Origin of the sequence: Pseudomonas uvaldensis, assembly GCF_021271205.1 — a bacterium.
In the GTDB taxonomy this organism is placed as follows: domain Bacteria; phylum Pseudomonadota; class Gammaproteobacteria; order Pseudomonadales; family Pseudomonadaceae; genus Aquipseudomonas; species Aquipseudomonas uvaldensis.
In genome coordinates, this window is record NZ_JAIWKS010000011.1 from 155297 (window position 1) to 173936 (window position 18640).

The following is an 18640-nucleotide window of genomic DNA, read 5'->3' on the forward strand; positions in this document are numbered from 1 at the left end:
GCTCATTTCATGGGGCTGCGCATTATACTGCCCAACTTCGGACGCATTGTGCGTCCGCCTCAAGTGACGCGCAAGGACATGGCATCCGTGAATTCTCCCCAGGCTTCTTCCCCTTTCCTGCGCCTCAGCAAAGCCGAGTGCGTGCTGGTGCTGATCACCATGATCTGGGGCGGGACCTTCCTGCTGGTTCAGCACGCCATGACAGTCAGCGGGCCTATGTTTTTCGTCGGCCTGCGCTTTGTTGCCGCGGCGGCGTTCGTGGCCTTGTTCTCCTGGCGCCACCTGCGGGACCTGACCCTGTTCGAGCTCAAGGCCGGGGCGTTCATCGGCGTGGCCATCATGCTCGGCTATGGCTTGCAGACCGTCGGCCTGCAGACCATCCCCAGCAGCCAGTCGGCGTTCATCACCGCGCTCTACGTCCCGTTCGTGCCATTATTGCAATGGCTGGTGCTGGGTCGTCGGCCAGGCTTGATGCCCAGCATTGGCATTATGCTGGCGTTCACTGGGTTGATGCTGCTGTCGGGACCTGCCGGCGCTTCGCTGAACTTCAGCGCCGGCGAAATCGCCACACTGATCAGCGCCATCGCGATTGCCGCCGAGATCATCCTGATCAGTACTTATGCCGGCCAGGTCGACGTGCGCCGGGTCACCGTGGTGCAGCTGGCAAGCACGGCGGTGCTGGCCTTCCTGATGGTGGTACCGACCCAGGAAACGATTCCGCACTTTTCCTGGTTCCTGCTGTTCAGCGCCGTGGGCCTGGGGGCCGCCAGCGCGGCGATCCAGGTGGCGATGAACTGGGCGCAGCGAAGCGTGTCGCCGACCCGCGCCACATTGATCTATGCCGGTGAGCCGGTGTGGGCCGGCATCGCCGGGCGCCTGGCTGGCGAACGCTTGCCGGCGATTGCCTTGTTCGGCGCGGCTCTGATCGTGGCGGCGGTGATTGTCAGTGAGTTGAAGATGCGGGGCAAAGAGATTGTCGAGCTGGATGGGGGGCTTGAGCGCGAGCAGTGACGCGGGTCACCTGCAATGATGATGGAACCTGTGGCGAGGGACCTAGCTTCCTCGCCAAGCGTCAGTATGTATGGCGTGCTATCTCCTGACTGGCCATTACCCAAGCGCCTTCAATCACGCGCTTCGACGTTCGTTGAACACAACATAGAGTGGCTCCAATCCGAATCCTGGGGAAACACCACGACGTAATCATCGAATCGAACACCTTCGATGGAGTCAAAGGCTGCCAACATCGGCACCGGTGAAGCGTGAATAAAACCGGCAGAATCGAGTCGATTTCGCTCGGACGCAACCGGCGCCTCCAAGCTGTCCGCACCGGTCCACTCAATCACTCGGGGCTGCGGGCCGTCCGTAGTCAAGCGAAAAGCCCGTCCAGCCTCATCCCAAGCCGCGGGCCTTACGCGCACCTTGGACGGCAACATACCCGTAGCTGGCGTGATGTATATCTGAAAAAGCTCACGTATTTCTTTCAGGCCTCTGAAATGGCTGCCGGGTTTTGTCGCGACTGTTGCAGTGCTCATTCGCAACGGCAACGCCACCTCACCTTGCTGTGCGGCCAGGGTCTGCCAGTCCTGTTCAATGGCAGAGATCTCGGCCAACGCCACACACAGGCCAAAACGCACCTCTTTGGTTCGACTGACAAGATCAAAACTCAGAACCTCGGCATATTGCCCGGTGTGGCCCTGCTCCGAATGTGTCATCAACCAATTGAACTCGGCGACGGCTGAACGAATGGATTTTTGCAATTCCACCCGTTGACGGGTCTTGAGCGGCGGCGCGGCACTCAGCAACAGGTTCGGGTGCCTCATATCGTTGGCAGCGGACAAACGAAACAATGTCGGTCTGCCGGCCTGCCCACGCAACCGTATCAATTGCTCCATGGAACGTTCCAGTACAGCTTCAGCGGCAGCGTGAAGAACGGCATGCCGCTGGGCGATCGAGGAGAGACGCGCAAGATAACGACCATGATTGGCAGCGGCCCGCAGTGCATTCGCTTGCCAGAGCGCCTGATCGGATTTGTTATAAGCGAGATCACGTTGGGCTCCACTCAAAGCGAACTCGACACGCATTTTATGTCGCTCGAACGTACGAACGGCCATGACCACTTCGTGTTGTGCCTGCTCCAATCGCCGCATCCCCTGTTCGAGTGCGTCCAACGTCTGCTCTGCATCGTGCTGGTTTTGTCGTTGCCGCGTCGCAAGCTCCAGCTGGGTAAAGACTTTCTCAACCGTCTGCTCTGCGGCGGTGATATCCGAGGCCAACTGCTGTGCATTGGCAAGTTCGCGCTGGGCTCTTGCCGTCGCGTGTTGCGCCATGCTCAAGCGAGGCGCGGGCTTCGCCGGGGCAGGCAACACTCCGCCCTTGAAGGGAACAACGTTTTTGTTGAAATGCCACTGCTTTACGAAGTGGATAATCGTTTCCGGGGCATTGGTATACCCGGTGTCCTCAGGGTAAAACAGCAGGTCCGCACCTTCGGGGTGCCCGACGATTCGATCGAAGTGGTTGATTAGTCGGTCATGTTCTTCTTTGCCCATGCCAACATTCCAGATTCTCCCTACGAACGCCTGAAACTCGGTTTCAGTGTAATCCTGGAGTTTGGGTTTAAGTTCCATCTATGGTTTTCCTTGTTTGAGCATTCGTCCTCGGGAACGCACTTGCTTGGCAGATCGAACAGATGCGTTCGCCGGGGCTCATTTATTCGGGCTTGAAGCCGGGTTTGTTATTTCGGGCGCGCCATTCCTTGACTTCTTTCAGGATGCCGGCGGGGCTGTCTTCCTGGCCTTCCTTGGGATAATAAATCACATCGGACTTTGACGGATGTTGCGTAACACGTTCGAAGTGATCTGCCAGCAAGTCCCAATATTTACTCAGAGCACAACCTTGCAATTTGGTTTTATTGTCAAAAAACTCTTCAAGGAACAGCAGAAACTCCGCCTCAGTGTAATCTTCAATACTATTTTTCAAGTTGATCATTTTTCTTCGCTCCGTGTATTCCTATATGGCATCGAGGCGTCACCACCGAAAGATTGTCCATGCCGTACACGTCCCCACCATCCGTAACCCTAATGTGATGATGAAGTTCAAAGCTCTGTCGTCCTCCAGCAACGTCAGACGCTACTGCGCGTGGGGCCACTCCATTTCGCATTTTTACTAAATTCGAATTGTTAAATTGCCGGCTCAGTTCCGCATCCGCCGCCACCGCCATCCAAAACGCCTCCCTGAACCGATGAAAGTTCGCAAACTCTCTGCCCCTCAGTTGATCCGCAATCCGATCAGGAACAGGCACACCTGTCGTCCTGGCTGCCTCCCCCAACCAAAGACCCGACACTGGCTGCCCAAACCCGAGCGCCACGCCAGGATCATCCCGCCGGTCATAAAACAGCGCATCCGGCGAAGGCAACTCCATATCCGCCGGGAACCCCGGAATACTCGCACCGGTTGGCCCCGGATCAACAGCCGGAAACGTCTCGTTTTGCGGTAGGACGGGGATTACAGGGTTACCTGGATAAACCGGCGAAAGCGGCGGCGTAATCGGCGAGGTGGTCGGACCGAGCAGTTCAACACCCGGCGGCGCCAGGGGCGTTCGGGTGCCCGTGCCGATCGGTGGCGCCGGCCAAGGTATAACGGCCGGGACGATTCCCGGCCTGCCGTGCTCGCTGTCTGGCGTAGTGATGCTGATACGGTCGAGGTTGAACGGGTTTTCACCCAATTCCGCCCGCGCTTGATAACGCAGTTCGAACTCACGGCGTTCACCGACCCATGTGCTTTTCGGCGCATAGGGCGCAAAACCTCGTTCGATGCGCTTTTGGTTGATGTCGCCCGGGACTTTTAGGAAAACGCCACCTATCTTGTAGGATTCTGCGACACCCTCGCGGTTGGTGATCTGGAATACGCCACGTATGATCCCTGCTATCCACCCGCCGAATAGAAACCTATGTCCCTGATAGTTCTATTGCTTTTGCCCTTCCTCGGCAGTTGTGTCGCGGCGCTGTTGCCGCATAACGCCCGTAACGCCGAATCATTGCTGGCTGGCCTGGTCGCCTTGGCCGGCACGGTCCAGGTGGCCTTGCTGTACCCGCAGATCGCCGACGGCGGCGTGATCCGCGAGACCTATGCCTGGTTGCCCAGCCTGGGCCTGGATTTCGTACTGCGCCTGGACGGCTTTGCCTGGCTGTTTTCGCTGCTGGTGCTGGGCATCGGCACGCTGGTTTCGCTGTATGCGCGCTACTACATGTCCCCGGATGATCCGGTGCCGCGTTTCTTCGCATTTTTACTGGCGTTCATGGGCGCCATGCTGGGGCTGGTGATTTCCGGCAATCTGATCCAGATGGTGTTTTTCTGGGAGCTGACCAGCCTGTTCTCGTTCCTGCTGATCGGCTATTGGCACCACCGCGCCGATGCCCGACGCGGTGCCTATATGGCGTTGATGGTGACCGGGGCCGGTGGGCTGTGCCTGTTGGCCGGGGTGATGCTGCTCGGGCATGTGGTGGGCAGTTATGACTTGGATCGGGTCCTGGCCGCTGGCAATACCATTCGCGCCCACGCCCTCTACCCGGCCCTGCTTTCACTGATCCTGATCGGCGCGCTGAGCAAAAGCGCCCAGTTCCCTTTCCACTTCTGGCTGCCCCACGCCATGGCCGCGCCCACACCGGTATCGGCGTATCTGCACTCGGCCACCATGGTCAAGGCCGGGGTGTTCCTCCTGGCGCGGTTGTGGCCGTCGCTGTCGGGCAGCGAACAGTGGTTCTACATCGTTGGCGGCGCGGGTGCCTGTACGCTGATGCTGGGCGCCTACTGCGCGATGTTCCAGAACGACCTCAAGGGCCTGCTGGCCTACTCCACCATCAGCCACCTCGGCCTGATCACGCTGCTGTTGGGCCTCAACAGTCCGTTGGCGGCGGTGGCAGCGGTGTTCCATATCCTCAACCACGCCACCTTCAAGGCCTCGCTGTTCATGGCCGCCGGGATCATCGACCATGAGAGCGGCACCCGCGACATTCGCAAGCTCAGTGGACTGGTGCGGCTGATTCCGTTCACGGCAACGCTCGCCATGGTCGCCAGCGCGGCGATGGCCGGGGTGCCGTTGCTCAACGGCTTCCTGTCCAAGGAAATGTTTTTCGCCGAGACCGTCTTCATCTCCGCCACGACCTGGGTCGAACTGTCGCTGCCCATCATCGCCACCCTTGCCGGAACGTTCAGCGTCGCCTACTCCCTGCGCTTCACCGTGGACGTGTTCTTCGGCCCCACCGCCACCGACCTGCCCCTCACCCCCCACGAACCGCCGCGCTGGATGCGGGCACCGGTGGAGTTACTGGTGTTTGCCTGCCTGTTGGTGGGGATCTTCCCGGCCCAGGTAGTCGGTTCCCTGCTCGCCGCCGCTGCGTTGCCGGTAGTAGGCGGCCCCCTGCCTGATTACAGCCTGGCGATCTGGCATGGCCTGAACGCGCCGATGGTCATGAGCCTGGTGGCGATGTCCGGCGGCATCGTCCTGTACCTGCTGCTTCGCAAACGATTCAAGCGCGGGCAGATCTTGCAGCCACCGCTCATTGGCCGGCTCAGCGGCAAGCGGCTGTTCGAGCGCAGCCTGGTGTTGATGATGCGCCTGAGCCGTCGGCTGGAACGGCAAATCAGCACCCGGCGTCTCCAGGCCCAACTGTTCCTGCTGGTGCTGGTCGCGGTCCTGGCCGGGCTGATTCCGATGTTGCACAGCACGCTGGTCTGGGGTGATCGACCGAAGATTCCTGGTTCCATCGTGTTCGTCATTCTCTGGCTGCTGGCAATCGCCTGCGCATTGGGCGCGGCCTGGCAGGCCAAGTATCACCGGCTCGCGGCCCTGACCATGGTCAGCGTCTGCGGCCTGATGACCTGCGTGACCTTCGTCTGGTTCTCCGCTCCCGACCTGGCCCTGACCCAGTTGGTGGTGGAAGTGGTGACCACTGTGCTGATCCTGCTGGGCCTGCGCTGGTTGCCACGGCGGATCGAGGACGCCTTGCCGCGCCCCAACAGCGAACGGCGTGCTCGCGTGCGTCGCCTGCGGGACTTGCTGCTGTCCTTCTCCGTGGGCGGCGGCATGGCGCTGCTGTCCTATGCGATGCTGACACGCCAGACCCCTAACGACATTTCCTCGTTCTACCTCAGCCGGGCCTTGCCCGAAGGCGGCGGTAGCAATGTGGTGAACGTGATGCTGGTGGACTTTCGCGGCTTTGACACCCTGGGAGAGATCACCGTGCTGGTCGCGGTCGCCCTGGCCGTGTTCGCCCTGTTGCGGCGTTTCCGGCCACCAAAGGAAAGCATGCAGCTCCCGGCGCAACAGCGACTGCTGGCACCTGACGTGGTCACCGACCTGGTCAACCCGCGTCACGCCAGTGACACAGCCCTGGGCTTCATGATGGTGCCGTCGGTGCTGGTGCGCCTGCTGTTGCCGATTGCCCTGGTGGTGTCGTTCTACCTGTTCATGCGCGGTCACAACCAACCGGGCGGCGGCTTCGTGGCCGGGCTGGTGATGTCGGTGGCGTTCATCCTGCAATACATGGTCGCCGGCACTCAGTGGGTCGAGGCGCAAATGAGCCTGCGTCCCCTGCGCTGGATGGGCACCGGGCTGCTCTTCGCCACGGTCACCGGTCTTGGCGCAATGGCCGTGGGTTATCCGTTCCTGACCACCCACACCTGGCACCTCGAGTTGCCGTTGCTGGGCGATATTCATGTGGCCAGTGCGCTGTTCTTCGACATCGGCGTGTATGCGGTAGTGGTCGGCTCGACCCTGCTGATCCTCACCGCCCTGGCCCACCAATCGGTGCGGGCCCACAAGCCGGGCCTGCAGGCCAAATCCACAGCCCCCGTCTCAGGAGCCGCCATCTGATGGAAGAAGTCATCGCAATTGCAATCGGTGTCCTGGCCGCCTCCGGTGTCTGGCTGGTGCTGCGGCCACGGACCTTCCAGGTGGTCATGGGCCTGTGCCTGCTGTCCTACGGCGTCAACCTGTTCATCTTCAGCATGGGCAGCCTGTTCATCGGCAAGGAACCGATCATCAAGGATGGCGTGCCCCAGAATCTGCTGCACTACACCGACCCGTTGCCCCAGGCCCTGGTGCTGACTGCCATTGTGATCAGCTTCGCCATGACCGCATTGTTCCTGGTGGTGCTGCTGGCCTCCCGGGGCTTGACCGGCACCGACCATGTGGACGGCCGGGAGCCCAAGGAATGATGTTGACGCCTCACCTGATCGCCGCCCCCATCCTGCTGCCGCTGCTGACCGCCGCCTTGATGCTGATGCTGGGCGAAAAGCACCGTACGCTCAAAGCACGGATCAACCTGTTCTCCACGCTACTGGGGCTGGGTATCGCGGTGTTGTTGCTGCGCTGGACCCAGGACCAGGCCTTGCCCGCCTCCATTGGCGTGTACCTGCCGGGCAACTGGCAGGCGCCTTTCGGCATCGTGCTGGTGGTCGATCGCCTGTCGGCCCTGATGCTGGTACTGACCGGCATCATCGGTTTCAGCGCCCTGCTCTTCGCCACCGCCCGCTGGCACAGCGCCGGGGCGAGCTTCCATGCGCTGTTCCAGATCCAACTGATGGGTCTCTACGGTGCTTTCCTCACGGCGGACCTGTTCAACCTGTTCGTGTTTTTCGAGGTGCTGCTGTCGGCTTCCTACGGGTTGCTGCTGCATGGCTCGGGCCGGGCACGGGTGTCGTCGGGGCTGCATTACATTTCCATCAACCTGCTGGCCTCGTCGCTGTTCCTGATCGGCGCGGCGCTGATCTACGGGGTTACCGGCACCCTGAACATGGCCGACCTGGCATTGAAAGTGCCCCTCGTCCCCGAAGCCGACCGGGGCCTGCTGCACGCCGGAGCGGCCATTCTCGCCGTGGCGTTCCTGGCCAAGGCCGGCATGTGGCCGCTGAACTTCTGGCTGGTGCCGGCGTACAGCGCCGCCAGCGCGCCGGTGGCGGCCTTGTTCGCGATCATGACCAAGGTGGGTGTCTACACGATCCTGCGCCTGTGGACGCTGCTGTTTTCCGGCCAGGCCGGTGCTTCGGCGTATTTCGGCGCAGACTGGCTGATCTATGGCGGCATGGCGACCATCGTCTGTGCCGCCATCGCCATCCTCGCGGCCCAGCGCCTGGAGCGTATGGCAAGCCTGAGCATCCTGGTATCCGCCGGTATCCTGTTGTCGGCCATCGGCTTCGCCCAGCCAAATCTTGTGGGCGCAGCGCTGTTTTACCTGGTGAGTTCAACCCTGGCGCTGTGTGCGCTGTTCCTGCTGGCGGAGTTGATCGAACGTTCACGCTCGGCCAACGAACTGCCACTGGATGACGATGTCGATGCGCTGCCCCGCCCTCTGGAATCCCTGGAACCGCCCAAGGGCACCAACCTCGATGATGAGCAGAAGGCCGTGGTCGGACAGGTCATCCCCTGGACACTGGCCTTTCTCGGCTTGAGTTTCATTGCCTGTTCGCTGCTGATTGTCGGTATGCCCCCCCTTTCCGGCTTCATCGGCAAGCTGGGCCTGTTGAATGCACTGCTCAACCCCCTGGGGCTTGGCGAGAGCGCTGGACAGTCCGTCTCCCCTCAGGCGTGGGGCCTGCTGGTCTTGCTGATCCTCTCCGGGCTGACCTCGCTGATCGCATTCTCGCGCTTGGGCATTCAACGCTTCTGGACCCCCAAGGAGCGACCATCGCCTTTGCTGCGATCGTTCGAATGCCTGCCGATCATCGTGTTGCTGGGCCTGGGTATCGTGCTGACCTTCAAGGCCGAGCCGCTGCTGCGCTACACCCAGGAGACCGCCGAGGCCCTGAACAACCCTGAGCATTACGTGATGTCGGTGCTCGCCACCGGCGCCATCCCAAGCCCCGATGCCCGCGCCGCGTTACAGGAGGTGCAGCCATGAAGCGCCTGTTCCCCGCACCGTGGCTGTCCCTGGCGCTCTGGATGCTATGGCTGGTCCTGAATCTGTCCGTCAGCGCAGGCCATGTGTTACTGGGGGCGGCGCTGGGCTTTCTGGCACCGTTGCTGATGCGCCCGCTGCGACCACGCCCCATTCGTATCCGTCGCCCATGGACGGTGCTTCGGCTGTTCCTGCGGGTGGGCTTTGACGTGCTGGTGTCCAACCTGGCCGTGGCCTGGGGCGTGGTGAGCGCCGGACGCCGCCCGCCTCGCTCGCGCTTCGTCAAGGTGCCGCTGGATCTGCACGACGCCAATGGCCTGGCGGCATTGTCGATGATCACTACGGTCATCCCCGGGACCGTGTGGTCGGAACTGGCGCTGGATCGCAGCATCCTTTTGATGCATGTGTTCGATCTGGACGACGAAGCTTCGTTCATCGCCCACTTCAAGGCTACCTACGAGCGCCCCTTGATGGAGATCTTCCAATGAGCCCGCTGCTGTCCAACGCGATCCTGTTGAGTCTGTTCCTGTTCTCCCTGGCGCTGGTACTGACCTTGTTGCGGCTGTTCAAGGGCCCCTCGGCACAGGATCGGGTATTGGCCCTGGACTATCTGTACATCGTGGCGATGCTGATGATGCTGGTGCTGGGTATTCGTTATGCCAGCGACACCTATTTCGAGGCGGCGTTGCTGATCGCCCTGTTTGGCTTTGTCGGCTCGTTCGCCCTGGCCAAGTTCCTGCTGCGTGGCGAGGTGATCGAATGAATGGGCAATTGTCGATGTGGATCGAAGGCGCAGTGGCAATCCTGCTGGTGCTCGGCAGCCTGCTCGCCCTGCTCGGGGCAATCGGTCTGGTACGGTTGAAAGACTACTTCCAGCGGATGCACCCGCCGGCCCTGGCCTCGACACTGGGCGCCTGGTGCGTGGCGCTGGCCTCGATCGTCTATTTTTCGGCGCTCAAGTCCGGGCCGGTACTGCACGCCTGGCTGATCCCGATCCTGCTGTCGATCACCGTACCGGTGACCACCCTGCTGCTGGCCCGGGCGGCGTTGTTTCGCAAGCGCATGGCAGGGGATGATGTGCCAGCGGAGGTCAGTAGTCGCAGGAGCGAATGAGGTATCTTCAGGCCCAGGCGACCGCCAGCAACCCCGCCCCGAGCACGACACACAACGGCGAATAAACCCAGGTGTCGAGCTTGGCAAACGTCGAGTCCTTGAACTCCTTGAAGAATCCCACCAGCTCCGATTCGCCGATGGCCCGGGCGAACATCAGCAAGGCAATCGCACTGATCACCCATTGCAAGGCCCGATGGGTGACCGGCGGTGCCAGCAGGCCGACCCGCAGGCATACCAGAACGGCAATCAACAGCAGCGCCAGGGCCACCAGCAAGGTCAACCAGCCCGACGGATCGAACGCCGGACGCAACGTGTCGCCCTGTCGCACCGGAACCTGGGGTACCACTGCCAGGACGGCCCATCGTCCGCCCAAGGCCCAATACAGATGAATCAAGCTGATGGCCGCGAACATCGCGACCAGCGACCGAGCCAATAACAGCGTCATTCGCCAGCCTCCTGGAAAAGGTTGAACATTCATCCTAGCTCGAATTTGATATTTCGCTGGACCGGCGCAGATTGCCAGCTTCCAGCAAAACACTCATTGCCCAGGATCAAGAGTTCAACCGACCGGCGGACGAACGCCTACAGCTGCGCAGACACTTTGTCCGCCACGTCCTTGGGCAGCCACGCCTGCCAGACTTGAGGATGGGCTTTGAGAAAGGCCTCGGCGGCTTCGCGCGGCGGCGTACGCTTTTCGCTCATGTCGGCCAGGGCCTTGTTCAACGGATCGATGGGCAAGTCGACCTTGCTGAAGAACTCGGCGATGTGCGGGTACTGCTTCTGGAACGGCGCCGATACGCCGATGGACAGTTTCGAGGCCAGTGACCGGGTCGGCTTCGGATTGGAGTTGTCGGCATCGGTCAGGGTTTTCCACGCTTGGGCATCGAATGGCGGTTCCTCCAGTTGCACCAGCTTAAAGCGCCCTAGCAACGGCGTGGGCGACCAGTAATAGAACAGGATCGGTTTGCCCCGGCGGATCGACGAGGTGATTTCCGCATCCAGCGCGGCCCCCGAGCCGCTGCGGAAGTTCACGTAGCTGTCCGTCAGGCCATACGCCTTGAGTTTCTGCTTGTTGACCACCTCGGACGTCCAGCCAATGGGGCTGTTGAGGAAACGCCCCTTGTCGGGACTCTCCGGATCCTTGAACACGTGCTTATAACGCGCCAGGTCGCTTACGCTGCGCAGGTCCGGCGCCAGGGGCTTGATTCCCTTGGCCGGGTCGCCCTTGATCACGTACTCCGGCACCCACCAGCCTTCGGTGGCGCCCTTGACCGTGTCACCCAAGGCAATCACCTTGCCCTCGGCTTCGGCCTTGACCCATACAGGACTGCGTCCGGCCCACTCTTCGCCGATGACCTGGATATCGTTATTGGCCAGAGCGGTTTCCAGGGTAATGGTGGTGCCTGGCAATGTATCGGTTTTCAGGCCATAACCCTTTTCGACGACGACCCGCAGGATCTCGGTAATCAGGCTGCCGCTTTCCCAGTTCAGATCGGCAAAGTGGATCGGCGCCGAAGCGGCCGCTGCCGGAAGTGGCGAAACCAACACCGCGAAGGCGGCCCAGGCAGCCAGCCACTGTCGAACTCGTTTCATCTGTTGTACCTCGTGCCAGACACAGCCATAGCTGAATGGCCCTGCGTAATTGAACGCGAGCCTACGAATAATTCAGTCAACTGACTGTAGCCGAGGTTCCAGCGAGTTCTGGTGAAAACTGTTGCCGGGTTTGGGGATTCGGAACGTGCGCGGCCTACTTCCTACATTTTTTCACGGAGCTTGCATCGATCATTCGCTGGCCTTGAACGTCACGAGTTCGCCCTTGCGCCACTTCGCGGCTTTAGCGGTAACGGCCTTCAGGGTTTTGGTGATGCCTTCCTGAAGTTGTTCGTTCGCCGCGAACACGGTGACCACGCTATGGCCTTCCTTGAAAAGGATCGCCTCGCCGCCCGACGTCGTTACAAACGCGTAATCCCCAAGGCCATAGGCCGTCAGCTTGATGTCGCGAAACCTGATTTCGAACTTGCCACCCTCGCGACTTGGCAATACCGCCGCACGAAAATGATCACCGACCTTGAGCTCGAGTCTGGGCTTGTCATCCACCACCAGCGCCGACTCGGTATCGATTTCAGCAACATAAATACCTTCGGCGGTCTGCTCGGTGATGTAGACGAAACGTGACTGAAAGAGCTTGACCAGCTTTGCCCGAAGGTCACCCAGTACAAATAACGCATGCATGTCGAGATTACTTACTGCCAAGGAAACATCCCCATCTTTTGAAATAAGGTCCGCTCTGCGCGATGGACGGACAACGAGAATCCGTGCCGACTGTATCGTCGCAATGAACCTGAAACTGAAATTCGAAGTGAACGGCGTACCCTGTCCCGGGCGAGAGAAGACTAAAGGATTGTCGCTCTCGCCGTCTTTCCCGGGGGTCGTCAGGGGCTGAAGGAAATCGCCACTCTGAACGCCGGAAAATGTCGGACTACTAACTTTAGGGAAATTTCACACTTAAAAAAGCATTTTTCTGACATCGAGCCTGAAAAAAATTGCTTTAGATAGGCACAACCGTCCATACGGTGCCGTCGATTCTAGAGCACCCGTACGCACGGAGACTACTCAAAACCCCCGGCAATTCGTCGGTAAGCCATAGAAAAGGAATTCACATGGACACCTTCACACCCTTGATCCAACCCGCCACGCCTTGCATCGTCGATACCCACGAACCCCCTGGCAGGGTCGAATGCCTCAAGGTTGCCCTGTTCCAACCGCGTTATCGGGTCGTCCTGGCCGGCAAGTGTTTTTTCCATATTGAAGAAACGTCGACTGGCCGTGTAAGGGGTTTCCGCGCGGATCATAACGAAGCCTGTTACCTCGCCAGGCACCTGGAGCACAGCGCTTGAACATCGGCGTGCAAACAATAGAACTCTTGGCGTCCGCTTGCCTCAGATAAAGGAACGCAACCGAAGCGCCATGACGGCGCATGCCCCAAGGAGAATCCCATGGAACAGCCTTCCCACGAACTCAAGACCCTGTTCGACCAATTGGGCCTGCCCTCGGACGGCAAAGCCATCGACGACTTCATCATGGCGCATCCACTGGCGCCGGAAACCAAACTGGTGGAGGCCGACTTCTGGTCGGATCAGCAGAAAGACCTGCTTCGGGAATGGCTGCTCGCCGATGGTGAGGAGGCCGTGCTGGTGGATCAGTTGAATGTGCGATTGCACGACGGTAAATAGTGTCCAGGGGCATCCGTTGAACGTAAAACCGGCCTGTGTGGCAGGGAGATTGCTCCCTCGCCACAGGGTTCTGCGTTTTCCAGTGTTCGGTGCGTTATCGTGGTTTCTCGGGTTTGTAACCCAGTCGCAGCCCGCCCCAATGGCGTCCCTTGATCATGATCGGTACGGACAAATCGTGCATCAGCTCGCCGGTGTCACGGGTGTAGGTCTGCAATAAGACGGGCTGTTGGTGGCTGCCACACCGTATGCCGGTGCGGTCGGAAAACTTGCGCTTGGTGCGGTTGTTCAGCGTATCCACCTGGGGATCGCCGGTCAGCGGCTGGCTGAAAACCTTGTTGTGCGTCGGCACGTAGCCCTGTTGGGTGCAGGCGATGGCAAACACCAGGCCCTCGTGCCGTGCGAGCAGCGGCTCCTGGATGGCCGGCAGGACCTGATCGGTGTAACGGTCGAAACGGGTCTGGTATTTGGCCGGCTGGGTGTTGGGGATGGGCTGGTAATTACGATCGAACAGGTCGTCCAGGCTGATGCGGCCCTGGTCGATGTCCTCCTCGAATTGTGCGGCGATCTGGCCGGCTCCTTCCTTTGCCAGATCGTAGACCCGCTGGTGATAATCATCGAGCCCCACTTCGGCCAGGCGTTCGCTGATGGTTTCGGCCTGGCCTTCCATCTGCACCGCCGCCTCGGCCAGGCGGAGGGTTTGCTGGTCGCTGACGCAAAGGTCGCTGCGCATCTGCTCGATGGCATGGAACAGGCTGTCGAGTTGTTCGCGATTGGTGTCGGTGCCCTGGGCGATGGCGCCGACCTGATTCTCGACACCGGCGGCGAGCCGGGCGATGTTTTCCAGGTGCTGTCCGGTGTGCTCGACCTGCTGGACGCCACTGTCCAGATCACCGGCCAATTGACGGATCTGCTCGACCACCTGGGCGGTGCGTTGCTGGATATCCGCGACCATGACCCCGACTTCCCCGGTCGCCGCGGCTGTACGACCGGCAAGGCCCCGCACCTCATCGGCCACCACCGCGAATCCTCGGCCATGCTCGCCGGCCCGTGCGGCCTCGATGGCGGCGTTCAGCGCCAGCAGATTGGTCTGGCTGGCGATGGACTGGATCACCAGGGTAACTCGCTGGATCTCATCGCTGCGCACGCTCAACGCCTCGATTAGCTCGCGGCTGTCGTTTGCGCGCTGGCTGAGCTGGTGCATGCGGCTGATGGATTCCACCAACTCGCTACGACCCGCCACGCTGCTGCGATGGGCCTCGCTGGCGGCGCCCAGGGCCTGCTGACTGAGTTGCGAGGTGGCCTGCTCGGTGGCGATCATCGCTTCGGCGTTGCTGACAATTTGGGCGGCGGCATCGAGCTGCGACTGGACCCTGCCGGCCAGTTGCTTGACCGAATAGGCGACACCGGCCGCCGACAAGGCGTTGTGGCTGGTGGTATAGGACAGGTCACGGGTCAGCCCGGCCAGGGCATCGGCGTCAGCCACCGTTTCAGGCGCGGTGGTCAGACGCGAGCGCAGGCGCGGCAACCAGACGATCAGCATCACCAGCGGCAGGGCCAGGTACAGCGACCATCCGCCCAGCGCCATGCCGCACAGCAGCAGGGTCAACGCCAGACTTTGCAAGGTCGGCGTCAGCCAGCGCGCCGTACGTTGTGTCTCAGGCACCGAGGAAGGCACCGCACCCGCCAGAGATCCGTCTGTCGCCATGTTCGTCACCCACACTTCTCGTTGTTATGCCTGCATTAAACGCCACTACCGAGCCATTATCCATGGTCCATTAGTCGTGTTTTTTGCAGTAGATCAACGTTAGCCGGGAGAGAAAAACACAAAAAGATCGCAATCTTGGGCAGCGGTTGCCCCAGGTTGCGATCTTTTTGCCGGAGAATCAGGCCTGACGCTGGTGCTTGTCGATCTGCTCGTGACGTTCCTGGGCTTCGATGCAGTACTTGGTGGTCGGGCTGATGAGCAGGCGCTTGAGACCAATCGGCTCGCCGCTGTCGTCGCACCAGCCGAAGCTTTCGTCGTTGATGCGATCCAGGGCCTGCTCCAACTGGGGCAGCATGCGCTGGTCACGGTCGATGGCGTTGACCAGCCAGGTACGCTCTTCTTCTACGGATGCAGCGTCCGCGGGGTCGGCCGGGGAGTCCAGGCTTTCAATGGCGATTCGGTTCTGTTCGATGCGCTCGTGGGTTTCGACTTTCATGTTCTGCAACAGCTTGGTGAAGAAAGCCAGCTGCTCGGCGTTCATGTAGTCATCCGCCGGCATGGCCAGCAACTTTTCCTTTGTCATTGATTTCTCTATAAAAAACGTGCATTAAGGCGAATTATGGAGCGTCCCGCGACTTTTCATGCAAAGCCCAAGCTGCCACGCTCATCGGGAAAGGCGCCGTTTATTGCAGCGCCACCCGGCACTCAATTTACGAGGGGCGGCAGTCTAAGGCCGAGTGGAGGCCTCAGCAACTGAAAACATAGGGAAAATGTCCGACAACCCCTTTAAAAACCGTCTGACAGACGTCTGGCGATCATCGGAGTGCGTTTATAACAAGAAATTCGGTGCCGTGGCTGTATTAAGAAGACAAATGGCAACGCCACGCGGGTCAGGCGTGGCGCTTTGTCGCAACCCTTCGAGGATCAGCGCTTGAGTTTGCGTTTGTTGCGGTACTGGTCGATCACCACCGCCACGACAATGATCAGACCCTTGATGATGTCCTGGATGTAGGCATCGACACCGACGAAAGTGAAGCCGCTGGCCATGACGCCCAGGATCAGCGCCCCGATCACCGTACCGGTGATACGCCCCACCCCACCCGCCAGACTGGTGCCGCCGATAACCGCCGCGGCAATCGCATCCAGCTCATAGGACATGCCCATGCCAGCCTGTCCTGTGGCGGCCCGAGCCGAGGCGACCACACCGGCCAACCCCGCCAGCAGCCCGGCAATGCTGTAGACGATTACCAGGTGACGCTTGACGTTGATCCCCGAAGTCCGCGCCGCCTGCATGTTGCCGCCGATGGCGTAGGTGTATTTACCGTACTTGGTGTAGCGCAGGGCAATGTGAAAGATCACCGCCACCACCAGAAAGATGATCACCGGCATGGCGCCATGGCCGATGGCAGTGTAGGAATCCGACAGCATGCTCACCGGTTGGCCTTCGGTGTAATAACGCGCCAGCCCGCGGGCCGAGACCATCATGCCAAGGGTGGCGATAAAAGGTGGAATGCCGGTGATCGCGATGATGCTGCCGTTGATTGCGCCAGCCAACAACCCGACGCCCAACCCCGCCACCACCGGAATCCAGGCCGGCAGATCGGTCAGGGAAGGAAACACCGCCCGGGCGAAGTCCGACGTCTGGGCAAGGCTGGCGGCGATCATCGCCGACAGCGCCAGCACCGAGCCGGACGACAGGTCGATACCCGTGGTGATAATGACCTGGGTCACGCCGATGGCCAGCAGACCGATGATCGACACTTGCAGGATCATCAATACCAGGCGCTGGGAATTCATCAGGAAGCTCTGGTCGCGCATGATCCAGCCAAACAGTTCGAACACCAGGCCGATGCCGATCAGCACCAGGAAGATACTCAGCTCCGTCGGCAACCGCCGGCGCGTCCTGGCCGGCGCCGCCGCAGGTTTGTTCTCCAGTATCGCGTTCATAGCCACTCACCTTTTTATTGCGTGTCGACGGCGCGGGGATCGCTGTCGATTCGTTTGATCGCGAGGGTTTGTACGAAAAGTCGCCGAGCGGCGATCAGGCAAGGCGAGCTGTTTTCAACGCAGCATGACCGTTGCTCAGGCACTTTTTGTACAAAGCCTAATGGACCACGGACAAACCCGAGGCCAGTTGCATGACCCGCTCCTGGGTCGCTTCGTCACGGTCGAGGATGCCCATCTGATCGCCTTCGTGCATGACCAGCACCCGATCGCTCATGCCCAGCACCTCGGGCAACTCCGAAGAAATCATGATGACCGCCATGCCCTCGCTGGCGAGGTAGGCAATGAGCCGATAGATCTCGGCCTTGGCGCCGACATCGATGCCGCGGGTCGGCTCATCGAGGATCAGAATGCGTGGGTTGGTCATCAGCCAGCGGGCCAGCAGCGCCTTCTGCTGGTTGCCGCCGGAGAGGGTATCGATGCATTGCTCCAGCGAGGGCGTCTTGACCCTCAATTTTTTGCACATGTCCTCGCACAGGGCGCGCAAGGCTTTCTGTTGGATGAAGCCGTTGCCGACGTAATGAGGCAACACCGCCATTTCCATGTTTTCCAGCACCGACAGGCACGGGAACAGGCCGCTGAGCTTGCGGTCCTCGGTCAACAGCGCGAACCCTTTCTCGATAGCCATGTGCGGGTCGGTAATGCGCACCGGTTGGCCGTCGAGCAGGATTTCACCACCGGTAGCGGGCGTCACACCGAAGATCGCCTCGGCCACGTTGGTCCGACCCGACCCCATCAACCCGGCGATCCCCAGGATTTCCCCGGCGTGCAAATCGAAGGACACGTCCTTGAAAACACCTTCCAGGCTCAGGTCGCGCACCGACAACAAGCGCTCGCCGATGGGTTTTTCCCGCTCCGGAAACAGTTGGCTCAGTTCACGCCCGACCATCATCGAGATCAGGCTGTCGCCGTCCATGCTGTCGGCCCGTTGCAGACCGATGTAGGCGCCATCGCGGAACACCGCCACTTCATCGGCGATGGCGAACACTTCGTTCATCTTGTGGGTGATGTAGATGATGCCCTTACCCTGGGCCTTGAGGTCGGCAATGATCGAGAACAAATGGGCGACTTCCGTTTCGGTGATGGCTGAGGTCGGTTCGTCCATGATCAGAATGTCGGAGTCGTAGGACACGGCCTTGGCAATTTCCACCATCTGCCGCTCGGCAATGCTCAGGTTGCCCACCTGTTCCTCGGGGTCGAGGTTGATGCGCAGGCGCTCCAGCAGCCTGGCAGTGCAGCGATGCATTTCCCTGTGATCGATCATATGCAGGCCATTGAGCTGCTCGCGACCGATCCAGATGTTCTCGGCGATGCTCATGTGGGGCATGAGATTCAGTTCCTGGTGGATCATCGCGATGCCGGCCTGCAACGCGGCCAGGGGCGTGTCGAACGACACCGGCTTACCCCGCAGGCGCAACTCGCCGGCATCCGGCTGGTAAATACCGGCGATGATCTTCATCAGGGTGGATTTGCCCGCGCCGTTTTCCCCCATCAAGGCCAGCACGGAGCCGGGACGCACCCGCAATTGCACGTCGGACAGGGCCACCACGCCGGGAAAGCCTTTGCTGACATTCACAACTTCCAACAGGTACGGCTCGTCGGGTGATGCGTCCGGTCGGGCTATCGGTGCCGGGGCGCTCGAAGCAGTCGCTGAGGCGAACATGATCAGGTACTCCCTCGGCAAGATCGGC

Annotated in this window: 19 protein-coding genes; 9 read left to right on the forward strand and 10 right to left on the reverse strand. The window is 60.7% G+C overall.

Features of this window, described 5'->3' with window-relative positions:
* The first annotated feature begins 9 nt into the window (after positions 1 to 9).
* Positions 10 to 1011 carry a DMT family transporter gene (locus LCU97_RS22540; protein ID WP_232777824.1) on the forward strand — a complete coding sequence of 334 codons (1002 nt, stop codon included), beginning with the start codon at positions 10 to 12 and terminating at the stop codon, positions 1009 to 1011.
* Between the two features lie 110 nt (positions 1012 to 1121).
* Here LCU97_RS22540 and LCU97_RS22545 read toward each other — a convergent pair whose 3' ends face one another.
* From LCU97_RS22545 to LCU97_RS22555, 3 genes are all read right to left on the reverse strand, one after another.
* The gene (locus LCU97_RS22545; RefSeq protein WP_232777825.1) at positions 1122 to 2624 is read right to left on the reverse strand and encodes a bacteriocin immunity protein; all 1503 of its coding nucleotides are present in this window, start codon (positions 2622 to 2624) and stop codon (positions 1122 to 1124) included.
* Between the two features lie 82 nt (positions 2625 to 2706).
* Complete coding sequence (locus tag LCU97_RS22550; RefSeq protein WP_232777826.1) at positions 2707 to 2985, reverse strand: bacteriocin immunity protein; 279 nt, start codon at positions 2983 to 2985, stop codon at positions 2707 to 2709.
* Positions 2966 to 3721, reverse strand: coding sequence for a hypothetical protein (locus tag LCU97_RS22555; protein WP_332875349.1), 756 nt, complete (start codon positions 3719 to 3721; stop codon positions 2966 to 2968). Before LCU97_RS22555 ends, LCU97_RS22550 begins: the two co-directional genes overlap by 20 nt.
* 225 nt (positions 3722 to 3946) lie before the next feature.
* Between LCU97_RS22555 and LCU97_RS22560 the strand changes: the two genes are divergently transcribed.
* From LCU97_RS22560 to LCU97_RS22585, 6 genes are read left to right on the forward strand one after another with little or no spacing between them, the layout of a single operon-like run.
* Entirely contained in the window at positions 3947 to 6871 is a 2925-nt protein-coding gene (locus LCU97_RS22560; protein WP_053157254.1) for a monovalent cation/H+ antiporter subunit A, read from the forward strand.
* On the forward strand, positions 6871 to 7215 hold the full coding sequence (locus LCU97_RS22565; protein ID WP_053157256.1) for a Na+/H+ antiporter subunit C: 345 nt from the start codon (positions 6871 to 6873) through the stop codon (positions 7213 to 7215). The genes LCU97_RS22560 and LCU97_RS22565 overlap by 1 nt, the downstream gene beginning before the upstream one ends.
* Positions 7212 to 8897 (forward strand): monovalent cation/H+ antiporter subunit D, encoded by a 1686-nt coding sequence (locus LCU97_RS22570; RefSeq protein WP_232777827.1) that lies wholly within the window; start codon positions 7212 to 7214, stop codon positions 8895 to 8897. Before LCU97_RS22565 ends, LCU97_RS22570 begins: the two co-directional genes overlap by 4 nt.
* Positions 8894 to 9382 (forward strand): Na+/H+ antiporter subunit E, encoded by a 489-nt coding sequence (locus LCU97_RS22575; protein WP_053157261.1) that lies wholly within the window; start codon positions 8894 to 8896, stop codon positions 9380 to 9382. Before LCU97_RS22570 ends, LCU97_RS22575 begins: the two co-directional genes overlap by 4 nt.
* Entirely contained in the window at positions 9379 to 9657 is a 279-nt protein-coding gene (locus LCU97_RS22580; protein WP_047700910.1) for a K+/H+ antiporter subunit F, read from the forward strand. Before LCU97_RS22575 ends, LCU97_RS22580 begins: the two co-directional genes overlap by 4 nt.
* On the forward strand, positions 9654 to 10007 hold the full coding sequence (locus LCU97_RS22585) for a Na+/H+ antiporter subunit G (protein ID WP_053157264.1): 354 nt from the start codon (positions 9654 to 9656) through the stop codon (positions 10005 to 10007). The genes LCU97_RS22580 and LCU97_RS22585 overlap by 4 nt, the downstream gene beginning before the upstream one ends.
* Positions 10008 to 10014: 7 nt before the next feature.
* Here LCU97_RS22585 and LCU97_RS22590 read toward each other — a convergent pair whose 3' ends face one another.
* The 3 genes from LCU97_RS22590 to LCU97_RS22600 form a co-directional block, all read right to left on the reverse strand.
* A complete protein-coding gene (locus LCU97_RS22590; RefSeq protein ID WP_053157268.1) occupies positions 10015 to 10452 on the reverse strand; it encodes a DUF3995 domain-containing protein in 438 nt (145 codons plus the stop codon).
* Between the two features lie 137 nt (positions 10453 to 10589).
* The gene (locus tag LCU97_RS22595; RefSeq protein ID WP_232777828.1) at positions 10590 to 11600 is read right to left on the reverse strand and encodes an ABC transporter substrate-binding protein; all 1011 of its coding nucleotides are present in this window, start codon (positions 11598 to 11600) and stop codon (positions 10590 to 10592) included.
* A gap of 189 nt (positions 11601 to 11789) precedes the next feature.
* Entirely contained in the window at positions 11790 to 12239 is a 450-nt protein-coding gene (locus LCU97_RS22600; RefSeq protein ID WP_053157274.1) for a hypothetical protein, read from the reverse strand.
* A gap of 428 nt (positions 12240 to 12667) precedes the next feature.
* Here LCU97_RS22600 and LCU97_RS22605 point away from each other — a divergent pair, with 428 nt between their 5' ends.
* On the forward strand, positions 12668 to 12904 hold the full coding sequence (locus LCU97_RS22605) for a hypothetical protein (protein WP_053157277.1): 237 nt from the start codon (positions 12668 to 12670) through the stop codon (positions 12902 to 12904).
* A gap of 99 nt (positions 12905 to 13003) precedes the next feature.
* The gene (locus LCU97_RS22610; protein ID WP_053157280.1) at positions 13004 to 13240 is read left to right on the forward strand and encodes a DUF2789 family protein; all 237 of its coding nucleotides are present in this window, start codon (positions 13004 to 13006) and stop codon (positions 13238 to 13240) included.
* A 94-nt stretch (positions 13241 to 13334) separates the two neighbouring features.
* Here the strand turns inward: LCU97_RS22610 and LCU97_RS22615 are convergent, their stop codons facing one another.
* From LCU97_RS22615 to LCU97_RS22630, 4 genes are all read right to left on the reverse strand, one after another.
* Positions 13335 to 14945, reverse strand: coding sequence for a methyl-accepting chemotaxis protein (locus LCU97_RS22615; RefSeq protein WP_232777829.1), 1611 nt, complete (start codon positions 14943 to 14945; stop codon positions 13335 to 13337).
* Between the two features lie 178 nt (positions 14946 to 15123).
* Complete coding sequence (locus LCU97_RS22620) at positions 15124 to 15528, reverse strand: TraR/DksA family transcriptional regulator (RefSeq protein ID WP_024780047.1); 405 nt, start codon at positions 15526 to 15528, stop codon at positions 15124 to 15126.
* Positions 15529 to 15869: 341 nt separating this feature from the next.
* Positions 15870 to 16892: an ABC transporter permease gene (locus tag LCU97_RS22625; protein ID WP_042731369.1), complete on the reverse strand. Its 1023-nt coding sequence runs from the start codon at positions 16890 to 16892 to the stop codon at positions 15870 to 15872.
* Between the two features lie 157 nt (positions 16893 to 17049).
* On the reverse strand, positions 17050 to 18612 hold the full coding sequence (locus tag LCU97_RS22630; RefSeq protein WP_053157285.1) for a sugar ABC transporter ATP-binding protein: 1563 nt from the start codon (positions 18610 to 18612) through the stop codon (positions 17050 to 17052).
* Between the last annotated feature and the right edge of the window lie 28 nt (positions 18613 to 18640).

Coding starts and splice junctions, on each gene's coding strand:
- LCU97_RS22540 (WP_232777824.1), top strand. CDS start 10: ATGGGGCTGCGCATTATACTGCCCAACTTCGGACGCATTGTGCGTCCG.
- LCU97_RS22545 (WP_232777825.1), bottom strand. CDS start 2,624: ATGGAACTTAAACCCAAACTCCAGGATTACACTGAAACCGAGTTTCAG.
- LCU97_RS22550 (WP_232777826.1), bottom strand. CDS start 2,985: ATGATCAACTTGAAAAATAGTATTGAAGATTACACTGAGGCGGAGTTT.
- LCU97_RS22560 (WP_053157254.1), top strand. CDS start 3,947: ATGTCCCTGATAGTTCTATTGCTTTTGCCCTTCCTCGGCAGTTGTGTC.
- LCU97_RS22565 (WP_053157256.1), top strand. CDS start 6,871: ATGGAAGAAGTCATCGCAATTGCAATCGGTGTCCTGGCCGCCTCCGGT.
- LCU97_RS22570 (WP_232777827.1), top strand. CDS start 7,212: ATGATGTTGACGCCTCACCTGATCGCCGCCCCCATCCTGCTGCCGCTG.
- LCU97_RS22575 (WP_053157261.1), top strand. CDS start 8,894: ATGAAGCGCCTGTTCCCCGCACCGTGGCTGTCCCTGGCGCTCTGGATG.
- LCU97_RS22580 (WP_047700910.1), top strand. CDS start 9,379: ATGAGCCCGCTGCTGTCCAACGCGATCCTGTTGAGTCTGTTCCTGTTC.
- LCU97_RS22585 (WP_053157264.1), top strand. CDS start 9,654: ATGAATGGGCAATTGTCGATGTGGATCGAAGGCGCAGTGGCAATCCTG.
- LCU97_RS22590 (WP_053157268.1), bottom strand. CDS start 10,452: ATGACGCTGTTATTGGCTCGGTCGCTGGTCGCGATGTTCGCGGCCATC.
- LCU97_RS22595 (WP_232777828.1), bottom strand. CDS start 11,600: ATGAAACGAGTTCGACAGTGGCTGGCTGCCTGGGCCGCCTTCGCGGTG.
- LCU97_RS22600 (WP_053157274.1), bottom strand. CDS start 12,239: ATGCATGCGTTATTTGTACTGGGTGACCTTCGGGCAAAGCTGGTCAAG.
- LCU97_RS22605 (WP_053157277.1), top strand. CDS start 12,668: ATGGACACCTTCACACCCTTGATCCAACCCGCCACGCCTTGCATCGTC.
- LCU97_RS22610 (WP_053157280.1), top strand. CDS start 13,004: ATGGAACAGCCTTCCCACGAACTCAAGACCCTGTTCGACCAATTGGGC.
- LCU97_RS22615 (WP_232777829.1), bottom strand. CDS start 14,945: ATGGCGACAGACGGATCTCTGGCGGGTGCGGTGCCTTCCTCGGTGCCT.
- LCU97_RS22620 (WP_024780047.1), bottom strand. CDS start 15,528: ATGACAAAGGAAAAGTTGCTGGCCATGCCGGCGGATGACTACATGAAC.
- LCU97_RS22625 (WP_042731369.1), bottom strand. CDS start 16,892: ATGAACGCGATACTGGAGAACAAACCTGCGGCGGCGCCGGCCAGGACG.
- LCU97_RS22630 (WP_053157285.1), bottom strand. CDS start 18,612: ATGTTCGCCTCAGCGACTGCTTCGAGCGCCCCGGCACCGATAGCCCGA.